We start from the raw sequence: 23,821 nt of genomic DNA, 5'->3' as shown, positions 1-23,821 counted from the left end.
CGGAGTCGCCCGGTCATCCCTGGCCGCCCGCGAACCAGTCGGCCAGGTCGGGGGCGACACGCGGCACCGTGACGGGGCGGCCGTCGGCGCGCAGCGACTCCGTCGCGGCAACGCCGGCGGCGACCGCCTCGCGGGCGGCGACCGGGCTGGTGTCCGTCGGGCCCCCGGAGCGGACGAAGCGCAGGAACTCGGCGACCAGCAGCGGGTCGGAGCCGCCGTGCCCGCCCTCGCCGGGGGAGGGCATCGGGACGACGAGGTCGGCGTCGGCGCGGTAGCCGCTGCGGTGCTTCCACACGCGGACCTCGGCGGTCTCCCCGTGGTCGCCAAAGTTCTCCAGTCGGCCCTCGGTGCCGATGACCGTGTAGTTGCGCCAGTAGTCGGGCGTGTAGTGGCACTGCTGGTAGCTGGCGTGGATGCCGCCCTCCAGCCGCATGACCATCATCGAGAGGTCCTCGACGTCGACGACGGGGTTGAGGCCGGTGAGGGAGAGCGGGGGCCAGTTGCGCTCGGGGTCGTACCAGTCGGGCATGACGGCACCGGGAGCCTGCCCCGAGCGGTCGGTGATGTCGCCGTAGACGGTGAGGCCGCCGAGTGCGGTGACGCGCTCGGTGTACGCACCGGCCAGCCAGTGGATGACGTCCAGGTCGTGGGCGCCCTTCTGGAGCAGCAGGCCGGTGGTGTTGCGGCGGTCGGCGTGCCAGTCCTTGAAGTAGAAGTCGCCGCCGTGACCGACGAAGTGCCGGCACCACACGGCCTTGACCTCGCCGATCTCGCCGCGCCGGATGAGGTCGCGCATGACCCGCACCACCGGCATGTGCCGCATGTTGTGGCCCACGTACAGCCGGGTGCCGCCGGTGCGCGCGGCCTCCAGGACGCGGTCGCAGCCCTCGGTGGTGATGGCGAGCGGCTTCTCCACGAAGACCGCGACCCCGGCCTCCAGCAGGTCCACCGCGAGGGCCTCGTGGGTGTGGTCGGGCGTGATGACGAAGACCGCGTCCAGGTCTTCGGCGGCCAGCATCCGATGGTGGTCGGGGTAGACGTGGACGTCGTCGCCGAACCACTCACGGGCCCGGTCGAACATGCCGGGCGCGGTGTCGGCGGCGGCCACCACCACGGAGCCCTCGCCGGGGTGGTGGGCCTCCTTGGCGAGGGTGGCGCGCAGGCCGAGCCCGATGACGCCCAGCCGCAGGTCGCGGGTGTGCGGGCGGTGGCCGGCCGGGGCGACGGAGGTGTCGGTCATATCTGCTCAGCCCTTCATTCCGGAGAACGCGATGCCCTGGATGAACTGGCGTTGCATCGCGACGAACACCACGATCACCGGGAGCGTGGCGAGGAGGGACCCGGCCATCAGCACCGGGTACTCGGTCAGGTGGGCGCCCTGGAGGGAGGCCAGCCCGGCGGACAGTGGCATCTTCGCCGGGTCGGTGTTGACGATCAGCGGCCACATCAGGTCGTTCCAGGACCACAGGAACGTGAGGATGCCGAGCGCGAGGAGCCCCGGGCGGGCCAGCGGCAGGGCGATGCGCCAGAAGACGGTGAACGGGTTGGCGCCGTCCAGCCGCGCCGCCTCCTCCAGCTCCTCGGGCAGCCCCATGAAGAACTGCCGCAGCAGGAAGGTGCCGAAGGCGGAGAACATCCCGGGGACCACCAGCGCCTGCATCGAGTCCAGCCAGCCGAGGTTCTGCATGATCTGGTACTGCGGCAGCAGGAAGAGCTGGCCTGGCACCATCAGTACGGCGAGGAACCCCAGGAAGATGACCCCGCGGCCCGGGAAGCGGATACGGGCGAAGGCGTACGCCGCCATCGCGCACAGCAGCAGCTGGGCCGCGGTCCGCAGCAGCGCCATCACCACCGTGTTCACGAACTGCTGCCCGAACGGGATCGCCTCGAAGACCTTCGAGTAATTCGACCAGTCCCACTGCGCGGGCAGGATCGTCGGCGGTACCCGTACGGACTCGCCGAAGGTCTTGAAGGAGGTCAGCACCTCCCACACCAGGGGGAATACGGTGATGACCGCGCCCAGCGCGAGCAGGACGTGGGCGGGCCACAGCGCGCCCGTCCGGCTCGTGCGCCGGGACTTCAGAGGGCCTCGGACGCCCCGTGTCGCCTCAGGCATAGTGGACCCACCTCTTCTGCAGCCGGAACTGGACGGCGGTCAGCGCCATGATCAGGACGAACAGCACGCAGACGATGGCCGCGCCGTAGCCGCGCTGGTTGTCGAAGAACGCCTTCTGGAAGAAGAGCATCACCACGGTCTGGCCCTCGCCGTAGGCCGGGTTCTGCAGTGAGTTCTGCGTGTTGGCACCGATGATCAGATACACCAGGTCGAATACCTGCAGGGACTGGATGACCGACAGCACGGTGGTGAAGAACAGCGTGGGACTCAGCAGCGGCAGGGTGACCGAGAAGAACTGCCGGATGCGTCCCGCACCGTCGAGCGCGGCGGCCTCGTAGTAGTCGCCGGGGATGCTCTGGAGGCCGGCGAGCAGCAGGATCATGTGGTAGCCGACGGTCATCCACACGCCGACGACGGCCACCGCGAAGCGGATGGTGTCCGGGTCGGACACCCAGTAGGTGCCGTCGATGCCGAGCGCGGACAGTGCGTGGTTGAGGATGCCGACGTCGCCGTTGTAGAGCCAGCGCCACACCACCGCGACCGCGGCGGGCATCGTGACCACCGGCAGGAAGTAGAACGTGCGGTAGACGCCGGTGCCGCGCAGCCCCTTGAGGTTGAGCAGCACCGCCAGCACCATCGACAGCGGGATCCCCAGGAGTACGAGTCCGGTGTAGATGCCGGTGTTGGCCAGCGACTGCCAGAACTCGGGGTCGTCCGCGAGGGTGCGGTAGTTGGACAGGCCGATCCAGGTCGTCCCGCCGAAGGCGCCCCACTGGGTGAAGCTGTAGAACACCGTCTGCACGACGGGCCACAGGTAGAAGACGGCGAGGCCCAGCCCGGCCGGGGCGATCAGCGCGTAGCCCCACCACTTGTCCCGGTGCTGGAAGCGGCGCTCGCGGCGGCGCATGTCCCGCCGGCCCACGGCGTCCGGGCGGGTGCGCTGTCCCGGTACGGCGGGTCCCGTACGTACGTCGAGGCTCATCAGGAGCGGCCCTTTCTCTCCTGCGCGAGAAGCTGATTCATCGCCGTGGTCAGGGAGCCGGTGGCGTCCTTGAGGCGCATGTCGCCGCTCCACGCTTTGGCGAGCCACATCTGCTCCTTGTGCGACCAGGCGGCGCTGTTGGCGGAGCTGGGGAAGGGCACCGCGTAGTCGAGCGCGTCCAGGTGCACCTGGAGGTCGAAGTGCGGCATACCGGCGGCCCACGGTTCGGCGGTGCCGTTGCGTGCCGGGATGGCGGTGCCGTACTTGCCCTGGAGCAGCGAGGCGCGCTTCCCGCCGAGGAACCGGACGAACTCCCGGGCCAGCTCGGGCTGCGGGGTGCGGGCGTAGATGACATTCGCCAGGCCGTGCAGGACGGTGGCACGCCGCCGTCCCCTGGGCATCGGCGCGACGTCCACCTTGGCCCGCAGCTCGCGGTCGGCGTGGAACGTCGCCGCGTTGTACGACGCCTCGTAGGTCATGGCCAGCGTCCCGGACTGGAACATCTGGGTCGGGTCGGTGTCGGTCATCTGCTGCAGCGTCGGCGAGGCGCGATAGCGGTGAATCAGGTCGATCCACAGCTGCAGCCCTTCGAGCGTGCGCTCGTCGGAGTATCCGGAGTGCCCCTTGTCCCGCGAGATGACGAACCCGCCGGCCTGCGGTATCGAGTTGTAGTAGTTCTCCTGCGCGCGGACGGGGGCCCCGACGCCGTAGATCCCCCGCTTCCGGTCGGTGAGCCGCTGCGCGGTGGATATCAGGTCCTGCCAGGTCCAGGTGGCGTCCGGGTAGCCGACCTTCGCCCGGTCGAAGAGCTCCTTGTTGAACCACAGCGCGACCGTGTCGAAGTCCTTCGGAGCGCCGTACTGGGTGCCCTTCCAGCGGTAGAGGGAGACGAGGTCGGGCGGGAAGTCGGCGGGCCGCAGCACCGGCTCGGGGCCGTCGGTGGCCAGCGGGAGGAGCTGCCCGGCATCCGCGTACATACCGAAGTTGGGGCCGTTCATCCAGAACACGTCCGGAGCGGCGCCGCCGGTGCACGCGGTACGGAGTTTGGTCCAGTAGGTCCCGTTGGGAGTGAGCTGCACGTCGACGGTCACCCCCGGCCGGGTGCGCTCGAACTCCCGCGCCACCCGCTGCATGGCGGGTACCTGGTAGACGTCCCAGACGCCGTAGGTGAGATGGCCGCGCCGGGAGCCGCCGCCGGAGGCCGAGGACGACGAGGTGGGGCCGCAGCCGGCCGCGAGCGGGACCGCCGCAAGCGTCGAGGCGGCGGCCGCCGAGAGGAGGGAACGTCTACGCACGCGGAGCCTTCCTGGGGGCGGTGCCGTCGGCCCCGCCGCGGGGGAGAGGCCGTGAAGCCGGCGGAGGCCGTCCGTGGGGGACGCCGTCCTCCTGCCGAGTGATCCGGACGCTATTTGCTCAAAGTTGACGCGGTCAAGGCTCTTTCAATCATCTTTACGCATTCGGAGGTGCCTGAACTTCGCCTCCCGCCGCGCAGGTGCAGTGTGTCCGGGGTACGGACGTTCGGTTAACCTGGCTGTGCCGGGTGGTTCTGGTGGGAGGCCGCGCCCGGCAGGACCGGAGAGGGTGAGACATGGAGACGAGGCGCCGTGGATAAGGTCGCGCTCACGGCCGCCGGTCTCTACGTCATCGTGCTGCTGCGGGCCGGCGGAACGTTCGCCGTCGGGTGGCTCGCCGGCGCCGGCGCCAGGCGCAGCAGGTTCGCCGGACGGATCTCCTCGGGCAAGTTCCGGCGCGTCGAGCGGGCGATCCAGCGGTGGGGCGCGCCGGTGGTGGCCGTCTCGTTCCTGGCCGTGGGGTTCCAGACCGCCGCCAACTTCCTCGCCGGCAGTATGCGCATGCCCCTGCCGCGCTACCTCCCCGCACTGTTCCTCGGGGGAGCGGCCTGGGCGCTGCTCTACGCGACCGTGGGCCTCGGCGCGCTCGAAGTGCTGGCACGGCTCTTCGCCGAGCAGACGGCACTGGGTGTGACCGCGGTCGCCGTCCTGCTCCTCGCGGTGTGCGGCGTGGTGGTGTACCGGCGGCGGAGGAACGCCGCTCCGGCTCCTCACGAGGCCGCGGCCGAGGAGTCCTGACAGACCTGGCGAGGAGCCCTGAAGAACCTGCCGGGGTGACCGTCGCCCGGTGGTGCGGTGCGGCGGGTCAGGGCATGTCGCTCGCGCAGCGGAAGCCCACGTTTCCGGTGGTGGAGTCCGGGGTGAGGGCCTGTCGGGCGGCGACCCGGTAGCGGCGGCAGTAGGACTCGTGGCAGAGGTACGAGCCGCCCTTCGTGACGTGCTCGGGCCGGTGCGGCGCGGGCGAGAAGCGGTCGGCGCACCATTCCCAGACGTTGCCCGTGGTGTTGTACAGGCCGAAGCCGTTGGGTTCGAAGGCGGTCACGGGGCAGGTGCCGTACCAGCCGTCGGCCGCGGTGTTGTGGCGGGGGAAGTCGCCCTGCCACACATTCATCCGGTGCTGCCCGCCCGGTGCGAGTTCGTCGCCCCACGGGAAGACCTTGCCACGCAGGCCGCCCCGGGCAGCGCGTTCCCACTCCGCCTCGGTGGGCAGGCGCTTGCCCGCCCACGCGGCGTAGGCGCGGGCGTCGTGCCAGTCGACGTGGAGGACGGGGTGGTCCGCCCGGTCGTCGACACCGGAGTGCGGGCCCTCCGGGTGACACCAGTCCGCGCCCTCGACCTGGCGCCACCACGGCGCGTGCACGACGCCGCGGGTCGGCGGGAAGTCGTCCGGGAGCAGCCCGGCGAAGACGAACGACCAGCCGGTGCGCTCGGCCGAGGTGCGGTATCCGGTGTCTTCGGTGAACCGCCGGAAGTCCGCGTTCGACACCGCGCAGGCATCGATCCGGAAGGCGTCGACAGTCACGTTCCGCACCGGGCCCTCGCCGTCGGCGGGGTAGGCGAAAGCGTCCTCGCTGCCCATCAGATAGTCGCCGGCGGGGACGGCCACCATGCCCTCGGCCGACGCCGGGCGGGAGCCGGACCGCGGGGCCGGCGGCCGGGCCGGTGCCCGGCCGCCGGACGGTGTGCAGCAGCTCACTGGGCCCCCATGACGCGCCGGTGCAGTCCGCCGTCGAACGCGTCCGAGGGAGCGGCAGCGGCCGCCAGGTCGATGCGGACCGAGTGGACCGTGCCGGTGAACTCGTTGTCGATCACCGGGTAGTCGTCGGTCACCGGTGTGCTCAGGTCCACGCCGACGTTCAGCGTCTCGTCGAAGGAGAAGTAGTACGGGATGGTCTGCTCGACCCTGCCGGACGCCTGCTTCCGCCCGTCCACCGTGAGTACCGCCGTGCCGCCCTTGCCGAGCCCGCCGCCGTCGTAGTCGAAGTCGACCCGGACCTCGTGCCGCCCAGGGGACAGCGGATCACCGCTGCGCACCGTGTACAGGTGCATGCCGAAGTAGTTGTAGACGTAGGCGGGCCGGCCGTCCGTGACGTACAGGGACCAGCCGCCGAACCGGCCGCCCTGCGCGATGAGTACGCCCTGAGCCGCCCCCGCCTCCGGCACGTCGATGTCCGCTGTGATGCTGTGCGAGCGGTTCTTGACGTTGGGGGTGGTCTCCTCGGTGAACCGCCGCATCCCGCCGCGGTACGTCACCGACGTCCGGTCGCCGAGCAGGTCGAGGCGGCCGGCCACGGCGGGGTTCTCGCGCTCGGTGACCCGGTCGTCCAGCGGGAAGACCTGGTACTTCGCCGCCTCGATCAGGAACAGGTCCTGCAGCTCACGGAGTTTGCCGGGATGCTCGGCGGCGAGGTCGTGCGCCTGGCTCCAGTCGTGGGTGAGGTCGTACAGCTCCCAGGTGTCGTCAGCGAACCGCCGGCCCTGCGTGGGCACCATCTCCCACGGGATGCCGTGCCGGGTGACCGCCATCCAGCCCTCGTGGTAGATGCCCCGGTTGCCGCACATCTCGAAGTACTGCGTGCGGTGGCGTTCGGGCGCGCCCGGATCGGCGAGCGTCTCCCGCATGCTCGTCCCCTCGATGGGCTGCTGCGGCACCCCGTCGACACTGAACGGAGCGGGGATGCCCACGCTGTCCAGGATCGTCGGAAGTACGTCGATGACGTGGCTGAACTGGTGGCGGAGGCCGCCCCGCTCGGGGACGCCACGCGGCCAGTGCAGGATCATGCCGTCGCGGGTGCCGCCGAAGTGCGAGGCGACCTGCTTGGTCCACTGGTACGGCGTGTTCAGCGCGAGCGCCCAGCCGGCCGGGGCGATGGGGTAGCTGCGGGGGCCGCCGATCTCGTCGAGGTGCTCGGCCATCTCGTCCGGGTCGTCGACCACGCCGTGCCCGAGCCGGTGCTCGACGATCGTCCCCTCGATCCCGCCCTCGCCGGAGGCACCGTTGTCGCCGAGGATGTAGAGGAACAGTGTGTTGTCCAGCTCGCCGAGCTCGTCGAGGGCGGTGACGAACCGGCCGACCTGCGTGTCGGCGTGCTCGGTGAACCCGGCGAAGGTCTCCATGAAGCGGGCGGTGACGCGGCGCTGGTTGTCGGTGAGTTCGTCCCAGTGGGGGACGCCGTCGGCCCAGGGCGCGAGTTCCGTGTCCTCGGGCACGACGCCCAGTTCCTTCTGGCGTTGCAGGGTGATGTCCCGTTGCCGGTCCCAGCCGTGGTCGAACCGCCCGCGGTACTTCTCCTGCCACTCGCGGCCGACGTGCAGCGGAGCGTGCGCGGCACCGAGCGCCAGGTAGGTGAAGAACGGCCGGTCCGGGGTGAGGGTGCGCTGCGTACGGACCCAGTCGATGGCGTGATCGACGAGGTCCTCGGAGAGGTGGTAGCCGTCCTCGGGCCGGCGGTCCGGCTCGACCGGCGTGGTGCCCTGGTACAGCAGCGGATACCAGTGGTTCATCTCGGCGCCCATGAACCCGTAGAAGGTGTCGAAGCCCTCGCCGGTCGGCCAGCGGTCGAACGGCCCGACCGCGCTGATCTCCCGCGGCGGCGTCTGGTGCCACTTGCCGAAGGCCGCCGTGCTGTAGCCGTTGCCCTGGAGGATCTGGGCCAGCGTCGCCGCGCTCCGGGGCCGGAACCCGTTGTACCCGGGCGCAGCGGTGGCCATCTCGGTGGTGCCGCCCATCCCGACCGAGTGGTGGTTGCGGCCGGTCAGCAGGGCCTGCCGGGTCGGCGAACACAACGCCGTCACATGGAAGCGGGTGTAGCGCAGGCCGTTCTCGGCGAGCCGTTCAGCGGCCGGCATCTCGCACGGCCCGCCGAACGAGCTGGAGGTGCCGAACCCGAGGTCGTCGACCAGCACGATCACCACGTTCGGCGCGTTCTCCGGGGGAGGCACCGGGCCGACGGGCGTGAAGGGGGTCTCCTGGTCGTGGACGTCCAGCACGGTGGTCACCGGACGGCGCGCGTCCGGGCGGGGCAGGACGTGTCGTCCGGCGTCGAACTCGGGCATGTGCTCCTCCTCCATGGGCGACCGCTCCGCCGGTCCGGGGATGGCTGCAGTCAGCCTCGGGCGACGTCGCGTACCTGGTCAACGGGTGTCCCATAGCGCGCACAGACCAAATATCCATGTGGCCGGTAGACAGCTTCTATGGCCGCAGGCCGGTGTGGTTCACGCACGGAGGCGGTGCCCGGACCGGTACGGCTCACGCACACTTCACCGACGTACCCGCTGCATGGCGGGAGGCTCCGGGGTAGCAACAACCCCGGGGCAAGCAGCTCAGTGATCATCAGCGGTCCACCACGATGGAGGCACGATGGAACGACGTCAGCTGGAGTACTTCATCGCCGTCGTCGACCACGGTGGATTCACCGCTGCCGCGCATGCGCTGCACGTCGCCCAGCCCTCGCTCTCGCACTCCATACGGACGCTCGAACGCGAGCTGGGCGGCAGCCTCTTCCACCGTCTGCCGCAGGGGGTCACCCTCACCTCGGCGGGTGAGGCAATGGTGGGGTCGGCGCGCCAGGTGCTGCGGGACTTCGCCACGGCGAAGTCGTCGGTCCGCGAGATCCTCGGCCTCAACGGCGGGCGGTTGGACATCGTGTCGCAGACGACCCTGGCGGTTGATCCGCTGGCCGGGCTGCTGGGCCGCTTCCACGCGATGTACCCCAGGGTCGGGGTGCGGGTGAGCGACGGGGAGCACGGTTCGGAGATCGTGCAGTCGGTGCGCACCGGGCAGTGCGAACTGGGGCTGGTGGACGCGTCGGCGAAGCCGTCGGGGAGCGGGACGGCCGACGGTACGGCCGACGGGGCGGTGAACGAGTCGGACCTGTCCGGGATCGAGCTGCCGGAGCAGGAGATGCATGTCGTCCTGCCACCGCACGACCCCCACCCGCACGCGAGCACGATCGGCCTGCGGGAGCTGGCCGAGCGGGAGCTGATCGTGACACCGCCCGGCACCGCCACCCGGGACACGCTCGACGAGGTGTGTGCCCGGGTCGGCGTCGCACCTCGGATCGTGGTGGAGACCACGCACCGCGCGATGATCGTGCCGCTCGTGCTCGCCGGCACCGGCGCGTGTCTGCTGCCCACCTCGATGGCCGCGGAGGCCACGCTGCACGGAGCCCGCATGCTGTCCACGCGCCCGCGGCTGCTGCGGCGCGGCCGGCTGGTCTGGCGCTCCGGCCCCCTGTCGCCCGCCGCCCGCGCCTTCGTGGAACTGGCGGAATAGCAACCGGGCCGGCGGTACCGGAGCCGGACCGGCGGCCGGGAGGCGCGGCGTCGGCGCGAGAGGCTCCCAGGGGCCCAACTGGCGGGATAGAGCGCGTCTACCGCGCACATTCACATTGCGTCTCGGGGGTTCGCCCGCACCTCGTTGACGGGCCCATGCCCGGATGCGACCTTTACCGGCCATGGCAGCCGGCTGATCACACGGCGTGGTGCATGGACGCACTCGGCCCGGCGCCACCGGCCGCGTCGAAGCGACGCCATGACCCGGGAGACACCGTGAAGATCGATGCGATCGAAGAGGCGCCGCCCGGTGCCTTCCACCGGAAGCTGCTCATCGCCTGCTGCGGCGGCCCCCTGCTCGACGGCTACCTGCTCAGCATCGTCGGCGTCGCGCTCACCGACATGACCCGGGACCTGGCGCTGAGCGGTTCCACCGCCGCCCTGATCGGCGTCGCCGCCATCGTCGGGATGTTCTTCGGCGGACTGCTGATCGGCCCGCTGACCGACGTCATCGGCCGGCGGGCGATGTACACGATCGACCTGGCCGTGCTGCTCGGCGCGTCGGCGGCGTCCGTCGTCACCACCGAACCGTGGCAGATCATCGCCCTCCGCTTCGTGATCGGGTTCGCCATCGGCGCGGACTACCCCATCGCGACGGCACTGCTCACCGAGTGGTCTCCCCGCCGGCAGCGCGGGCGCGCGCTCGGCTGGGTGATCATGGCCTGGTACCTCGGCGCGCTGGCCGCGTACCTGGTCGGCTACCTCATCGCGGTCGCCATCCCGGCGGGCGGCTGGCGCTGGATGCTCGCCAGCTCGGCGGTGCTCAGCGTGATCGTCCTGGTGCTGCGGCACGGTACGCCGGAGTCGCCGCGGTGGCTGATCGAGCGGGGCCGCATCGACGAGGCGCGCGAACTGATCCGGTCCGTACTGGGCAAGGACGTCGGCCGGGAGCAGCTGCTGGCGGCCCGTACCACCGGCATCCGGCACGGCAGCGTCCGCGCGCTCTTCCACGGGATCTACCTGCGGCGGCTGTTGTTCGTCTCGCTGTTCTACACCTGCCAGGTGATCCCGATGTGGGCCATCTACATCTTCGGCCCGAAGCTGCTCGGTGCTTTCGGCTTCGACGAGGTGACGGTGGGCACGGTCGGCTCGGCGCTGGTGAGCCTGCTGTTCCTGGCGGGCTGTGTGCCGGCGATGCGCCTGCTGGAGACGGTCGGCCGCCGCCCGATGATCACCTGGTCGTTCGCGCTGATGGCGGTGCCGCTGCTGGTCCTGGGGCTGTGGCAGGACGCGCCGGTCGTCGTGGTGCTCGGGTGCTTCTCGGCGTATGCCTTCTTCGCGGGGGCGCCGGGCATCCTGGAGTGGCTCTACCCCAACGAGCTGTTCCCCACGTCCATCCGGGCCACGGCGGTCGGTCTGGTGGTGGCGCTCAGCAAGATCGGGGCCGCCGTCGGGACCTATCTGGTGCCGACCTCACTGGAGCACTTCGGGGTGTCGGGCACGATGTGCGCGGGCGCGGCCATCACCGTGGTCGGGCTCGTGGCGTGCCTCGCGTGGGCCGAGGAGACACGCGGACGCACGTTGGAGGACGCCAGCCTCGATGCCTCCGACTCCTCCGCCTCCGCCTCCGCCTCCGACTCCGCCGACTCCGGCACCGGCACAAGCCCCGGCACCGGCAAGGACCGTCCTTCGGCCGATCCCGTGCGGTGATCGGCCGCGGGACGGCGGTGTCGGTGGCTTTCGGTGGTCTTCAGCGGTTTTCGTGGTGGTGTTGGGTGGTTCCGGGGGCGGCGGTGACGCCGACGAAGGAGAATCGGGCGACCTGCTCGACGCCGGCCGGACCGAGCCGGGCGACGCCGACGGAGGCCGCGCGGGCGGCCCCGCCTCACAGATGGAGACACGATGAGCAAGGCCCCGAGAGCGGACACGCAGCCGCCTGCGCCGCACGCCGCCGACAGCCACGACGTGATCCGCGTGCACGGTGCGCGGGTGAACAACCTCAAGGACGTCAGCGTCGAGATCCCCAAGCGCCGGCTGACGGTGTTCACCGGCGTCTCCGGGTCGGGCAAGAGCTCGCTGGTGTTCGGCACGGTCGCCGCGGAGTCGCAGCGGCTGATCAACGAGACGTACAGCGCCTTCGTACAGGGCTTCATGCCGACGCTGGCGCGGCCCGAGGTCGACGTGCTCGACGGGCTGACGACCGCGATCATCGTGGACCAGCAGCGGATGGGCGCCGACCCGCGTTCCACGGTCGGTACCGCCACCGACGCCAACGCGATGCTGCGCATCCTCTTCAGCCGCCTCGGCAAGCCGTACGTCGGCCCGCCCGGCGCCTTCGCGTTCAACGTGCCGTCGGTCTCGGCGTCCGGCGCGATCAAGGTGGAGCGCGGCGCCAAGAAGGCGGAGAAGGTCACCTTCAACAAGGTCGGCGGCATGTGTCCGCGCTGCGAGGGCCGGGGCTCGGTCTCCGACCTCGACCTGACCCAGCTGTACGACGACAGCAAGTCGATCAACGAGGGCGCGTTCACCATCCCCGGCTTCACCGGCGGCGGCTGGAACTCACGGCTCTACGCGGAGTCGGGCTTCTTCGACCCGGACAAGCCGATCCGTACCTTCACCAAGCGGCAGCTGCACGACCTCCTGCACCGCGAGCCGACCCGGATGAAGATCGCGGGCATCAACATGACCTACGAGGGGCTGATCCCCCGGATCCAGAAGTCGATGCTCTCCAAGGACAAGGAGGCGATGCAGCCGCACATCCGGGCATTCGTGGAGCGCGCGGTCACCTTCGCCATCTGCCCCGACTGCGACGGCACCCGGCTCGCCGCGCACGCCCGCTCCTCGAAGATCAAGAAGCTCTCCATCGCCGACGCCTGCCGGATGGAGATCAGGGACCTGGCCGAGTGGGTGCGCGGCATCGAAGACCGGTCGGTGGCGCCGCTGCTCACCGCGTTGCAGCAGACCCTCGACTCCTTCGTCGAGATCGGCCTCGGCTATCTCTCCCTCGACCGGCCCGCGGGCACGCTCTCCGGCGGTGAGGCGCAGCGCGTCAAGATGATCCGCCACCTCGGCTCCTCGCTCACCGACGTCACGTACGTCTTCGACGAGCCGACCGCGGGCCTGCACCCGCACGACATCCAGCGGATGAACGACCTGCTGCGCAGGCTGCGGGACAAGGGCAACACGGTGCTCGTCGTGGAGCACAAGCCGGAGGTCATCGAGATCGCTGACCATGTCGTCGACCTCGGCCCCGGCGCCGGTACCGGCGGCGGCACCGTCTGTTTCGAGGGCACCGTCGACGGGCTGCGCGGCAGCGACACCGCCACGGGGCGCCACCTCGACGACCGCTCCTCGCTCAAGGACGCGGTGCGCGAGCCCACCGGCGTCCTGGAGATCCGCGGCGCCGCGGTGAACAACCTCCAGGACGTCGACGTGGACATCCCGCTCGGCGTCCTCACCGTGATCACCGGTGTCGCAGGCTCCGGCAAGAGCTCGCTCGTGCACGGGTCGGTCCCCGCCGGCCTCGGGGTCGTCTCGGTCGACCAGAGCCCGATCCGCGGTTCGCGGCGCAGCAATCCGGCGACGTACACCGGGCTGCTCGACCCGATCCGCAAGGCGTTCGCCAAGGTCAACGGCGTCAAACCGGCGCTGTTCAGTGCCAACTCCGAGGGTGCCTGCCCCACCTGCAACGGCGCCGGCGTCCTCTACACCGACCTCGGGATGATGGCCGGGGTCGCCAGCACCTGCGAGGACTGCGAGGGCAAGCGGTTCGACGCCTCGGTACTGGAGTACCGCCTCGGCGGCCATGACATCTCCGAGGTGCTCGCGATGTCCGTGGCGGGGGCCCTGGAGTTCTTCGCCGAAGGCGAGGCGCGTACCCCGGCCGCGCACAAGGTCCTCCAGCGGCTCGCCGACGTCGGGCTCGGCTATCTCACTCTCGGCCAGCCGCTCACCACGCTGTCCGGCGGTGAGCGCCAGCGCCTGAAGCTGGCCACGCACATGGGGGAGAAGGGCGGTGTGTACGTCCTCGACGAGCCGACCGCCGGCCTCCACCTCGCCGACGTCGAGCAGCTGCTCGGCCTGCTCGACGGGCTTGTCGACGCCGGCAAGTCGGTGATCGTCGTCGAGCACCACCAGGCGGTCATGGCGCACGCCGACTGGATCATCGACCTCGGCCCCGGCGCCGGCCACGACGGCGGCCGGATCGTCTTCGAGGGCACCCCCGCCGACCTGGTCGCCGGCCGCCCCACCCTCACCGGCCGACACCTCGCGTCCTACGTCGGCGCCTGACCGGGCCGCCGCGCCGGGGCCGCCGGCCGCCACCGTCGATGCGTACGGCGGTACCGGCCGGTGGCCGAGCGGTCGGGCGGTGAGGCGGTGAGGCGGTCAGGCCAGGAACTTGTCGGCCAGCAGGCGGGCGATGGCCCAGTCCTGCATGGCGACGCCGACGGACTTGAACACGGTCCGCTCGCCCCGCGGTGCTCCGGGCGCTGACAGCGCCGTGCCGAGTTCGGTGAGGTCGTCCCGGGTGAGACCGCCCGCCTCGATCGCGTGGCGGATCTCCCCGGACTCTTCGAGGACGGCGTCGAGTTCGTCGATGACCACGGTGCTGTGCGCGAGCAGCTCGTCGGGCAGCTCGCGCATGGTGGGGCGGAACGAACCGATGGCGTTGACGTGGACCCGGGCGGGCAGGGCCGACGCGGCGAAGAGCGGGTCGGTCGTGTTGGTGGCGCAGCAGACGATCTCGGCCTCGCCCACCGCGGCCGCCACGTCGGCCGAGGCACGGATGTGCGTACCGGGCAGCTCCGGGGCCATCGACTCGGCGAGCTTTTCCGCGCGGCGGGGATCGGTGGCCACCACGGTGAGTTCGCGCAGCGGCCGTACGGTGTGGACGGCGCGGACCTGGTCGGGGGCCTGAGCGCCCGCCCCGATGAGGGTCAGGCGTCCGGCGTCGGCGGGGGCGAGGAGGTCGGTGGCGACCCCCACGGCGGCGCCGGTGCGCAGCGTGGTCACCGCTCCGGCATCGGCGACCAGGCTGTCGGTGCGTCCGGTCTCCGTCCACACCACCGTGCCGGTGATGGCCGGGGTGCGCGTGAAGTTCAGGCTCAGTGTCTTGATCATGGCCGAGGCGGTGGCACGGTGATGGGCGGACATCACCAGGAACTGCCCGTCCCGCAATGCGGTGCGGGTGGGCATCTCGAACTCTCCCGCGGCCAGGTCGAGGAAGCCGGCGCGCACCGCGTCGATGGCCTCGCGCATGGTGACGGCCTCGCGGATCCGGGAGGGGCCGACGGTGATGGTCTGCATGGGGGGCTCCGCATCGTCGTGAGGTCTCTCCACCGGTCCGGTGGAGGAGTGACTCCTCCCCACTCCTCCGCCGGCGTACGCGACGCGTGGCCGCCCCGGCCCATCCGCACGGGGCGGGGCGGGGCGGCCCGCACTCACTGGCCGATGCGGGAGATTCCCTGCGAGATCTGGGCCATGCCGTTCACGATTGCCTGCCCCAGCCCCGTCGGGGCGATCAGCACGCCCAGCACCAGTGCGATCAGCACGACCACCGTCTGGTCGAACCGGCTTCTGGCCTGGACACGGCGGAACAACAGCAGGACGAGGATGATGGCGAGCACGAGCGCCACACTGATCGTCAGCATCCAGCAGGCCCTCCCGTCAGGAAAGAGCGTCCCTCGCTTGAAGGTGTAGCTCGTGACGGGCGGCGCGGCCCCTCCCGTGCCGACGGTTGGCGACAAAGCGCTTACCTGGCCGGATTCCTCGGGTGGGCCGGCGGCGCGTACGGAACGCGTACGCACAGGGCCCCGCATCTGGTGTGCGTCGCCCGGACGGATCGCCGGGGCGAGCGGCGGGGCGGCCGGTCAAGAGGCGGAGGGCGACCTCTTCCGACCGGCGCGAGGGGCCGCCGTGCAGTAGGCCGGAGGATGCGGCGGTACGGCGCGGACGCGGACGTCCGCGCGACCCGGCAGGCGGACAGATGTACCGGTCCGCCCGCTCAGGTGCTTCCCGCCCCGGCGGTGGGGCGGTGGTGGCTCAGCTGTCCTGCTCGTTGCGCTGGGCGTTCTTCTCCTTGATCCGGACGGCTTCCTTGCGGACCTCGGCCTGGGTGGCGCGCTCCTTCTGCAGCCACTCCGGGTTCTCCGCCTTCAGCGCGTCGATCTGCTCCGTGGTGAGGGCCTCGGTGACGCCGCCACGGGCCAGACCCGAGATGGAGACGCCCAGCTTCGACGCGACCACGGGTCGGGGGTGCGGGCCGTTGCGCCGCAGCTCGCGCAGCCACTCGGGCGGCTCGGTCTGGAGTGCGTTCAGCTCGGTGCGCGAGACGACACCCTCCTGGAATTCGGCGGGGGTGGCCTCGAGGTACACACCCAGTTTCTTCGCCGCGGTGGCGGGCTTCATGGTCTGGGTGCTCTGGTGGTGCGACGTCATGGTGACAAGGGTATCGAGCGTGTGCGCCACCTCTGACCACGACCGGTAGCCTGGCGTGGTGACAGGCTCGGAAGATCTTCCCTCGGTACCCACCTCGGCCCCCTCGGCGCCGCCCGCGGCGTCCCCGTCGTTCCGGCTCGCGTACGTGCCGGGCGTCACGCCGGGCAAGTGGGCGCGTACCTGGAACGAGCGGCTGCCCGACGTACCGCTGGAGCTCCTCCAGGTGTCCGCCGCCGAGGCGCCCGACGTGCTGCGCGGCGGTGGCGCCGACGCCGGTTTCCTGCGGCTCCCGGTCGACCGTACGGATCTCAGCGCGATCCCCCTGTACACCGAGACGACCGTGGTCGTGATCCCGAAAGACCACCTCGCGGCGGCGTTCGACGAGGTGTCCGCCGAGGACCTCGCCGACGAGATCCTGCTGCACCCGCTCGACGACACGCTCGACTGGGAGCAGCCGCCGGGGCGCCCCGCGATCGAGCGCCCCGACACCACCGCCGACGCCATCGTCCTCGTGGCGGCGGGGATCGGCCTGCTGGTCGTCCCGCAGTCGATCGCCCGCCTGCACCACCGCAAGGACCTCACGTACCGGCCGGTCACGGGCGTCCCGGAGTCGCAGGTCGCGCTCTCCTGGCGGGAGGACGCGACGACCGACCTGGTGGACGACTTCATCGGGATCGTCCGCGGCCGCACGGTGAACAGCACGCGGGGCCGCCGTGCGGCGGAGGAGCAGGGCAGGCGTTCCGACAAGGGCGGCGCCCGGCAGAAGTCCACGGCGGGCAAGCCGGCCGGCAAGGGCGCCCCCCGCCGCGCCGCCGGCAACACCAAGGGCGGCAGTGCCAAGGGCGGCACCCCCAAGTCCGGGAAGCACGGCGGAAAGCCGGGCAGCAGGCAGGGCGGCAAGGGAAGCAAGCCCCGCCGCCGTTCGTAGCGGCGCGGAACCCCACACCCGGAACCCACCCCCCCGGAACCCCACACCTGCCCTTTCCGTGTCTCTGCTGTGACGGCTTGAGCATTGTGAGTCGGCTCGTGCCTCGGAAGCATGGGTACATGGCAGACGAACGTTGTGTCCATGAACTCGTGGTCGGGCAGTGCACGGACTGCGCACCGGTACCGCGGGGGCTGAGCGCCCGGGTCTTCATCACCGGCGGAGGATCGGTCTTCCACCGCTCCACGGCATGCGAAGGGCTGCTGGACGGCCAGCGCAAGGCCCGCCGCTTCGGCCGGGAGAACCACACACCCGAGAACATCGCCCTGGCCGTCGCCCTGGAGAAGGGCAAGGGCGCCTGCATCTTATGCTTCCCCGACTACCGCCCTTCCCCGACCGCCAAGCGCTGCCAGGTACGGGTGAACGGCGCCTGGGTGCCGGGCCTGCTGACCCAGTGGCGCCAGGGCCCCGACCGCCGCTGGTCCGGCGTGGTCCGGTACGTCGTGAACGGTGAACAGGTGACCACGACGAAGGATCAGGACGAACTCAGGCCTGCGTAGGAGCCGTTCCGGTCGGCTGGCTGCCCGTCGTCGCCCGGTCGGTCGGCGCGGGCCCGTGCCCCGGCACGATCGCCCGGCTCTACTCGCCGCCCGTCCCCGGCGCCCCCGCGCGGAGGCCGGACATGATGAGGTCCAGGAGGCGGGCGGCGCGGGAGTGCCAGTCGGTGTGCGGGTCGATCTGCCAGAGGCCGGCGATGGCGAGGAGGAAGTCGTCGGGGGTGATGCCCGGGCGGATGGTGCCGGCTTCCTCGTTGGCCGTCAGGAGGAGGGTGATGGCCGAGGTCAGCGGGGCGTGGCCCAGTCCCGCCAGGCTGCCACGCGAGCAGGTGGCCCTGCGCATCGCGTCGGCGAGGCCGGCCTTGGCCATCGCGTACTGGGCGAGGCGGTCCATCCACTCCCGCAGGGCCCGGTCGGGCGCGCGGGTGGCCAGCAGCTGGGCTGCGGTGTCGGCGACCTGCTGCACCTCGTAGCGGTAGACCTCCAGGACGAGGGCCTCGCGGTTGGGGAAGTTGCGGTAGAAGGTGCCCTGGCCGACGCCCGCCTTCTTGGCGATCGCGCTCAGCGGGGCGTCCGCCGAGTGCGTCAGCTCCACGAGGGCCACTTCGAGGATGCGCTCGCGGTTCCGCTGGGCGTCCGAGCGCAGCGGCGCGTCCTGCCGTGCTTCCGTACCCGGCTCTTCGCGTGGTTCCGCCGGTTCCGCCGGTTCCGCGCCCGCGGCTCCGCACGCTGCCGTCCCCGTGTCCTGCTGCGCTCCCGCCGCCGCGGCCTTCGGCGTTTTCGCCGCCGCGCCCTCCTTCTGCTGCACTCGCCCTCCTTCCGGATTCGCCGTCGGCTGCTGGGAATTGCCCCGGAACGGCCTTGCTAAGCGGACAGCTGTCCGCTAAGTTCAACGCTAACGGACAGCTGTCCGCTTAGGTCACCATAGCGGCAGATGCGGTCGGAGGGGGACGGCCGGCGGCCGCCGCGACCAGTTCCTCGCGCGCCGCGCATGCCGTCGGCGCCTGGGCCGGGGCAGCTCCGTCACCCGCCATCCACCTTTCCGGACCGTCGCCACCGTCGTTCGAGGGATTGCCTGATCGTCGCCAGCCACCCCCACGCCCCCACCACTCACCTTCCCCGGCGCTTGCCGTGTACCCCTGCCCGGCCCGCACGGACACGTATCCCTATGCGCACGTATCCCTATGCGAAATGCGCACGTATCCCTATGCGAAAGAAGGCTGCACATGCCCCCATCGACGTCCAGCGCCATCACCTTGAACATCAACGGAGAGAAGCACACGCTGCCCGTCGATCACCGCACCACCCTGCTCGACGCACTGCGTGAGCGGCTCGACCTGACAGGCACCAAGAAGGGCTGTGACCAGGGCCAGTGCGGCGCCTGTACGGTCCTGCTCGACGGCCGTCGGGCCGTCTCCTGCCTGCAGCTCGCGGTGGCCGCCGAGGGGCGTGAGATCACCACCATCGAGGGCGTGGCCGACGGGGACGAGCTGCACCCGGTGCAGCAGGCGTTCCTCGACCTCGACGGTTACCAGTGCGGCTACTGCACCCCGGGCCAGATCTGTTCCGCGCTCGGCGTGATCCAGGAGCACGCGGCGGGCTGGCCCAGCGCCGCGACCGACGACGTGCGGCCCGAAGCGGGACCGCCGCCCCTCACGGCCGACGAGATCCGGGAGCGGATGAGCGGCAACCTGTGCCGCTGCGGTGCGTACGTGTCCATTGTCAAGGCGGTCGCGCGGGCGGCCGAGGCCGATGCGGCGGCCGACGGCGCCCGGACCGGTACGGAGGCTGCGGTATGAGGGAGTTCGGTTACCAGCGGGCCTTCGACGTCTCCGGCGCGGTCGCGCTGCTCGGCGCCGAGCCCGAAGCGCGTTATCTCGGCGGCGGCACCAACCTCGTCGACCTGATGAAGACCGGCGTGGAGCGGCCGGCCGGTCTGGTCGACGTACGTGAACTGCCCCTGAATGAAATTGAGTTGACGGATGAGGGCGGGCTCCGGATCGGCGCCACCGTCACCAACAGCGACCTCGCGGCCCACCCCGAAGTGCGGCGCCGGTACCCGGCGCTCGCGCAGGCCGTGCTCGCCGGGGCCTCCGGTCAGCTGCGCAACATGGCGACCGTCGGCGGGAACCTCCTCCAGCGCACCCGCTGCGGCTACTTCGCCGACGTGTCCAAGCCCTGCAACAAGCGGAACCCGGGCAGTGGCTGCCCCGCCGTCGCGGGGGAGCACCACAACCACGCGATCCTCGGCGCCAGTGAGCACTGCGTGGCCACCCATCCCTCCGACATGGGGGTGGCGCTCAGCGCCTTCGACGCGGTCGTCTCGTACGAAACCGCCGACGGACCGGGGGAGCTGCCGCTCGCGGAGTTCTACCTCCCGGTGGGGGACACGCCGCACCTGGAGACCGCACTGCCGTCCGGCGCGCTGATCACCGGCGTCACGATCCCGCCGGCCCCGGTCGCCGCCCTCTCGCGGTACCGCAAGGTGCGCGAGCGGGCCTCGTACGCCTTCGCGATCGGCTCCCTTGCCGCCGCGCTCGACGTGCGGGAGGGCCGCGTGCACGAAGTGCGGCTCGCCTTCGGCGCGGTGGCGTCCCGCCCCTGGCGGGCGCGCGAGGCCGAGGCGGCGCTCTGCGGCGGCCCCGCGACCGCCGAGGCGTTCGCCGCCGCGGCGGACGCCGAGCTGGCGGCCGCCGAGCCGCTGGCCGACAACGCGTACAAGGTGACGCTCATGCGCAACCTCGTCGTGTCCGTCCTGACCGAGCTCACCGAGGAGGCCACCCGATGACCACTGCGACCGGAACACCCGCGGTGACGGGTGCCGTCGGCACCGCGCACACCCGCGTGGAGGGCCTGGCCAAGGTCACCGGAGCGGCCCGCTACGCGGGCGAGATCCCCTTCGCCGAAATGGCGCACGGCTGGCTGGTGCTGTCCACCGTCGCCCGCGGCCGCATCGCCGCCGTCGAGGTGGACCCCGTACTGGCCATGCCGGGCGTGCTCAAGGTCCTGCACCACGGCAACGCACCCCGCGTCGACACCGACTACGTGGGCCTGCTCGGCAAGCCCGACCCCACCATCGCGGTCTTCCAGAACGACCGGGTGCCGCACATGGGATGGCCGGTGGCGCTGGTCGTCGCCGAGACGTCCGAGCAGGCCAGGGAGGCCGCCGAGGCGCTGGTGGTCCGGTACGACGAGGAACCGCACGACGTGGTGTTCGCCGCCGGGCGGCCCGGTACGTACACGCCGGACGGCTCCGCCGAGGAGAAGGGCGACGTCGAGGCCGAGCTGGCCGCGTCGGAGTTCGTCGTGGACGCGGAGTACACCACGCCGGAAGAGCACCACACCATGCTGGAGCCGCACGCGGCGACGGCCCGGTGGGAGGACGGCCGGCTCGAAGTCGTCGACTCCAACCAGAGCACCATGTGGGTGGCGGGCGAGCTCGCCAACCTCTTCTCCCTCGACCCGGCCTCGGTACGCGTGCGCTCCGAGCACGTCGGCGGCGGCTTCGGGTCCAAGGGCGTCCGGGTCCACCAGGTGTGCGCGGTGATGGCCACCACCGCCATCCACCGTCCCGTACGCGTGGTACTGACGCGCCGTCAGATGTTCTCGCTCACCGGCTACCGCAGCCCCACGGCACAGCGGGTCCGGCTCGGCGCGGACACCGACGGGCGGCTGCGCGCCTTCGCGCACGAATCCCAGAACCTCACCTCGACCGTGCACGAGTTCGTCGAGCCGAGCGCCACGGTGGGGCGGGTGATGTACGACGCGGACGCACACCACACCGTCAACCGCGTCGTACGGCTCGACGTGCCGACGCCGACGTTCATGCGCGCGCCGGGCGAGGCACCGGGCTCGTTCGCGATGGAGTGCGCGCTCGACGAACTCGCCGAGCAGTCCGGCATCGACCCGATCGCGCTCCGCGTCCGCAACGAACCGGACGCCGGGCCCCTCTCCGGGCTGCCGTTCAGCAGCCGCAACGTGCTCTCCTGCTTCGAGGAGGGCGCCCGCAGGTTCGGCTGGGCGGACCGCGACCCGCGGCCCGGCGTGCGGCGCGACGGGCGCTGGCTGCTCGGTACGGGCATGGCGGCGGCCGCGTTCCCGTCCAACGCCCTGCCGTCGACGGCGTCCGTGACGGCCGAGGCGGACGGCACCTTCACCGTACGCATCAACGCGGCGGACATCGGCACCGGTGCGCGGACCGCGATCACCCAGATCGCCGCGGACGCGCTGGAGACGAAGCCGGACCGGGTCCGGGTACGGATCGCGGACAGCGACTTCGGCCCTGCGGGCATCGCCGGCGGCTCCATGGGCACCCGCACCTGGGGCTGGGCCGTCATCGCCGCCGCCGGTGAGCTGCGCGAACGGCTGTCCCTGGGCGGCACCGTCCCGCCCGAGGGCATCACGGTACGGTCCGACACCACCGAGGCCGTCGGCGCGCTGGCGAAGAAGGAGCGGCACTCCTTCGGCGCGCAGTTCGCCGAGGCCGCGGTGGACGTCACCACCGGCGAGGTGCGCGTACGGCGGATGCTCGGCATCTTCGCCGCGGGCCGCATCGTCAACCCGCTGACCGCCCGCAGCCAGTTGGTCGGCGGCATGATCTGGGGCCTGTCCATGGCGCTGCACGAGGAAGCGGTGCGCGACGCGGCCACGGGCGGTCATGTCAGCCCCGACCTCGCGGGCTACCACTTCGCCGCCAACGCCGACGTACCGGTCATCGAGGCGGACTGGGTCGAGGACGCGGACCCGGACGACCCGGTCGGCATCAAGGGCGTCGGCGAGATCGGCATCGTGGGCGCCGCGGCGGCCATCGCCAACGCGGTCTGGCACGCGACCGGCGTACGCCACCGCCACCTCCCGATCCGCCCGGACCGGGTGATCGTGGCGGGTACGGGGGCAGCGGCGGCGGGCGCTGCGGTCTGAGCCGCGCTGCCGACGGGAGGGGCGGGCCGAGGCCGGCCCGCCCCTCCCCACCGCCCCCCACCCAGGCAGCAGCAGGAGGAGGACACCCACATGCTGGACATCGCCGCTGAACTGCACCGATGGGTCGAGCAGGGCCGGGACTTCGCCGTCGCCACCGTGGTGGCCGTCGGCGGCAGCGCACCGCGCAGCCCCGGTGCCGCCCTCGCCGTCGACAGCGAGGGCACGGTCATCGGCTCGGTCTCCGGTGGCTGCGTGGAGGGCGCGGTGTACGACCTGTGCGCCCAGGCCCTCCAGGACGGCACGACGGTGCGCGAACGCTTCGGCTACAGCGACGAGGACGCCTTCGCCGTCGGCCTGACCTGCGGGGGAGTCATCGAGGTACTGGTCACGCCGGTACGTACGGACGCCCCGGCCAGGCCGGTCCTCGCGGCGGCACTGTCGGCCGCGGCACGCGGCGGGACAGCCGCGCTGGTCCGGGTGGCCGAGGGCCCCGCCGACCTGCTCGGCACAGCACTCCTCGTACACGCCGACGGCTCGTACGAGGGCAGCCTCGGCGGACCTCCGGAACTGGACGCAGTGGCGGCCGCCGACGCCCGAGCCATGCTGGCCACCGGCCGCACCGACGCCTTCACCGCCGCAGCGGACGGCACCCACTGCGACACTGACCTCACCCTCTTCGCCGAATCCAGCGTGCCCCCCGCCCGAATGATCGTCTTCGGCGCCATCGACTTCGCCGCGGCCCTCGTCCGCGCGGGCAAGTTCCTCGGCTACCACGTGACCGTGTGCGACGCCCGCCCCGTCTTCGCCACCCGCGCCCGCTTCCCCGAAGCCGACGACGTCGTGGTCGACTGGCCGCACCGCTATCTCCGCCGCACCGGAACCGACGACCGTACGGTCCTCTGCGTCCTCACCCACGACGCCAAGTTCGACGTCCCCCTCCTCGCGGAGGCCCTCACCATGCCCGCCGCCTTCATCGGCGCGATGGGCTCCCGCCGCACCCACGAGGACCGCAACCACCGCCTCCGCGAAGCCGGCGTCACCGCCCCCCAACTGGCCCGCCTCCACTCCCCCATAGGCCTCGACCTGGGCGCCCGCACCCCCGAAGAAACCGCCCTCTCCATAGCCGCAGAAATCATCGCCACGCGGCACGGGGGGACGGGGGTCCCGCTGACGGGGGCGGGGGTGCCGATCCACCGGTCGCCGTCGGGCGAGGGGGGCACGGGGGTGGCGGTGGCGTGACCCGTGTGCCCGCCACTC

The 23,821-nt window shown here is 71.6% G+C and carries 20 protein-coding genes; 10 read left to right on the top strand and 10 right to left on the bottom strand.

Features of this window, described 5'->3' with window-relative positions:
- Window positions 1–13: 13 nt before the first annotated feature.
- The 4 genes from ACZ6WH_RS14555 to ACZ6WH_RS14540 are packed head-to-tail and all read right to left on the bottom strand — an operon-like array spanning window position 14 to window position 4,393.
- The gene (locus ACZ6WH_RS14555) at window positions 14–1,240 is read right to left on the bottom strand and encodes a Gfo/Idh/MocA family protein (RefSeq protein WP_469728493.1); all 1,227 of its coding nucleotides are present in this window, start codon (window positions 1,238–1,240) and stop codon (window positions 14–16) included.
- Between the two features lie 6 nt (window positions 1,241–1,246).
- Entirely contained in the window at window positions 1,247–2,116 is an 870-nt protein-coding gene (locus tag ACZ6WH_RS14550; RefSeq protein ID WP_469728491.1) for a carbohydrate ABC transporter permease, read from the bottom strand.
- A complete protein-coding gene (locus ACZ6WH_RS14545) occupies window positions 2,109–3,098 on the bottom strand; it encodes a carbohydrate ABC transporter permease (RefSeq protein WP_469728489.1) in 990 nt (329 codons plus the stop codon). Before ACZ6WH_RS14545 ends, ACZ6WH_RS14550 begins: the two co-directional genes overlap by 8 nt.
- The gene (locus ACZ6WH_RS14540) at window positions 3,098–4,393 is read right to left on the bottom strand and encodes an ABC transporter substrate-binding protein (protein ID WP_469728487.1); all 1,296 of its coding nucleotides are present in this window, start codon (window positions 4,391–4,393) and stop codon (window positions 3,098–3,100) included. Before ACZ6WH_RS14540 ends, ACZ6WH_RS14545 begins: the two co-directional genes overlap by 1 nt.
- 309 nt (window positions 4,394–4,702) lie before the next feature.
- Between ACZ6WH_RS14540 and ACZ6WH_RS14535 the strand changes: the two genes are divergently transcribed.
- Window positions 4,703–5,188, top strand: coding sequence for a DedA family protein (locus ACZ6WH_RS14535; RefSeq protein ID WP_469728485.1), 486 nt, complete (start codon window positions 4,703–4,705; stop codon window positions 5,186–5,188).
- A gap of 67 nt (window positions 5,189–5,255) precedes the next feature.
- Here ACZ6WH_RS14535 and ACZ6WH_RS14530 read toward each other — a convergent pair whose 3' ends face one another.
- Window positions 5,256–6,059, bottom strand: a complete 804-nt coding sequence (locus ACZ6WH_RS14530; protein WP_469728957.1) for a formylglycine-generating enzyme family protein — start codon at window positions 6,057–6,059, stop codon at window positions 5,256–5,258.
- 83 nt (window positions 6,060–6,142) lie between these two features.
- Window positions 6,143–8,506, bottom strand: coding sequence for an arylsulfatase (locus ACZ6WH_RS14525; RefSeq protein ID WP_469728483.1), 2,364 nt, complete (start codon window positions 8,504–8,506; stop codon window positions 6,143–6,145).
- Between the two features lie 304 nt (window positions 8,507–8,810).
- Here ACZ6WH_RS14525 and ACZ6WH_RS14520 point away from each other — a divergent pair, with 304 nt between their 5' ends.
- From ACZ6WH_RS14520 to ACZ6WH_RS14510, 3 genes are all read left to right on the top strand, one after another.
- Window positions 8,811–9,725, top strand: coding sequence for a LysR family transcriptional regulator (locus ACZ6WH_RS14520; protein ID WP_469728481.1), 915 nt, complete (start codon window positions 8,811–8,813; stop codon window positions 9,723–9,725).
- 275 nt (window positions 9,726–10,000) lie between these two features.
- A complete protein-coding gene (locus tag ACZ6WH_RS14515) occupies window positions 10,001–11,434 on the top strand; it encodes an MFS transporter (protein WP_469728479.1) in 1,434 nt (477 codons plus the stop codon).
- 192 nt (window positions 11,435–11,626) lie between these two features.
- The gene (locus ACZ6WH_RS14510; RefSeq protein WP_469728477.1) at window positions 11,627–14,014 is read left to right on the top strand and encodes an ATP-binding cassette domain-containing protein; all 2,388 of its coding nucleotides are present in this window, start codon (window positions 11,627–11,629) and stop codon (window positions 14,012–14,014) included.
- Between the two features lie 96 nt (window positions 14,015–14,110).
- On the opposite strand, the gene ACZ6WH_RS14505 is transcribed toward ACZ6WH_RS14510, so the two are convergent.
- The 3 genes from ACZ6WH_RS14505 to ACZ6WH_RS14495 form a co-directional block, all read right to left on the bottom strand.
- The gene (locus tag ACZ6WH_RS14505) at window positions 14,111–15,031 is read right to left on the bottom strand and encodes an ornithine cyclodeaminase family protein (RefSeq protein ID WP_469728475.1); all 921 of its coding nucleotides are present in this window, start codon (window positions 15,029–15,031) and stop codon (window positions 14,111–14,113) included.
- Window positions 15,032–15,165: 134 nt separating this feature from the next.
- Window positions 15,166–15,375, bottom strand: a complete 210-nt coding sequence (locus ACZ6WH_RS14500) for a hypothetical protein (protein WP_469728473.1) — start codon at window positions 15,373–15,375, stop codon at window positions 15,166–15,168.
- Between the two features lie 391 nt (window positions 15,376–15,766).
- Complete coding sequence (locus ACZ6WH_RS14495; RefSeq protein WP_469728471.1) at window positions 15,767–16,162, bottom strand: DUF5997 family protein; 396 nt, start codon at window positions 16,160–16,162, stop codon at window positions 15,767–15,769.
- Between the two features lie 58 nt (window positions 16,163–16,220).
- Here ACZ6WH_RS14495 and ACZ6WH_RS14490 point away from each other — a divergent pair, with 58 nt between their 5' ends.
- Both ACZ6WH_RS14490 and ACZ6WH_RS14485 read left to right on the top strand, forming a co-directional pair.
- Complete coding sequence (locus ACZ6WH_RS14490) at window positions 16,221–17,090, top strand: LysR family substrate-binding domain-containing protein (RefSeq protein WP_469728469.1); 870 nt, start codon at window positions 16,221–16,223, stop codon at window positions 17,088–17,090.
- A 119-nt stretch (window positions 17,091–17,209) separates the two neighbouring features.
- Window positions 17,210–17,647, top strand: coding sequence for a hypothetical protein (locus ACZ6WH_RS14485; protein WP_469728467.1), 438 nt, complete (start codon window positions 17,210–17,212; stop codon window positions 17,645–17,647).
- A 79-nt stretch (window positions 17,648–17,726) separates the two neighbouring features.
- Here ACZ6WH_RS14485 and ACZ6WH_RS14480 read toward each other — a convergent pair whose 3' ends face one another.
- Window positions 17,727–18,290 (bottom strand): TetR/AcrR family transcriptional regulator, encoded by a 564-nt coding sequence (locus ACZ6WH_RS14480; RefSeq protein WP_469728955.1) that lies wholly within the window; start codon window positions 18,288–18,290, stop codon window positions 17,727–17,729.
- A gap of 580 nt (window positions 18,291–18,870) precedes the next feature.
- Between ACZ6WH_RS14480 and ACZ6WH_RS14475 the strand changes: the two genes are divergently transcribed.
- The 4 genes from ACZ6WH_RS14475 to ACZ6WH_RS14460 all read left to right on the top strand — a co-directional run bounded on the left by ACZ6WH_RS14475 (window position 18,871) and on the right by ACZ6WH_RS14460 (window position 23,803).
- A complete protein-coding gene (locus ACZ6WH_RS14475; protein ID WP_432861437.1) occupies window positions 18,871–19,443 on the top strand; it encodes a (2Fe-2S)-binding protein in 573 nt (190 codons plus the stop codon).
- Window positions 19,440–20,432 carry an FAD binding domain-containing protein gene (locus tag ACZ6WH_RS14470; protein ID WP_469728464.1) on the top strand — a complete coding sequence of 331 codons (993 nt, stop codon included), beginning with the start codon at window positions 19,440–19,442 and terminating at the stop codon, window positions 20,430–20,432. Before ACZ6WH_RS14475 ends, ACZ6WH_RS14470 begins: the two co-directional genes overlap by 4 nt.
- Window positions 20,429–22,564, top strand: coding sequence for a xanthine dehydrogenase family protein molybdopterin-binding subunit (locus tag ACZ6WH_RS14465; RefSeq protein ID WP_469728462.1), 2,136 nt, complete (start codon window positions 20,429–20,431; stop codon window positions 22,562–22,564). Before ACZ6WH_RS14470 ends, ACZ6WH_RS14465 begins: the two co-directional genes overlap by 4 nt.
- Window positions 22,565–22,654: 90 nt before the next feature.
- Window positions 22,655–23,803 (top strand): XdhC family protein, encoded by a 1,149-nt coding sequence (locus ACZ6WH_RS14460; protein WP_469728460.1) that lies wholly within the window; start codon window positions 22,655–22,657, stop codon window positions 23,801–23,803.
- Window positions 23,804–23,821: the final 18 nt, after the last annotated feature.

This window comes from Streptomyces sp. NPDC050806 (genome assembly GCF_055586425.1).
The sequence above is the reverse complement of the archived record's forward strand: the minus strand, read 5'-3'. Positions and strand labels throughout refer to the sequence as shown.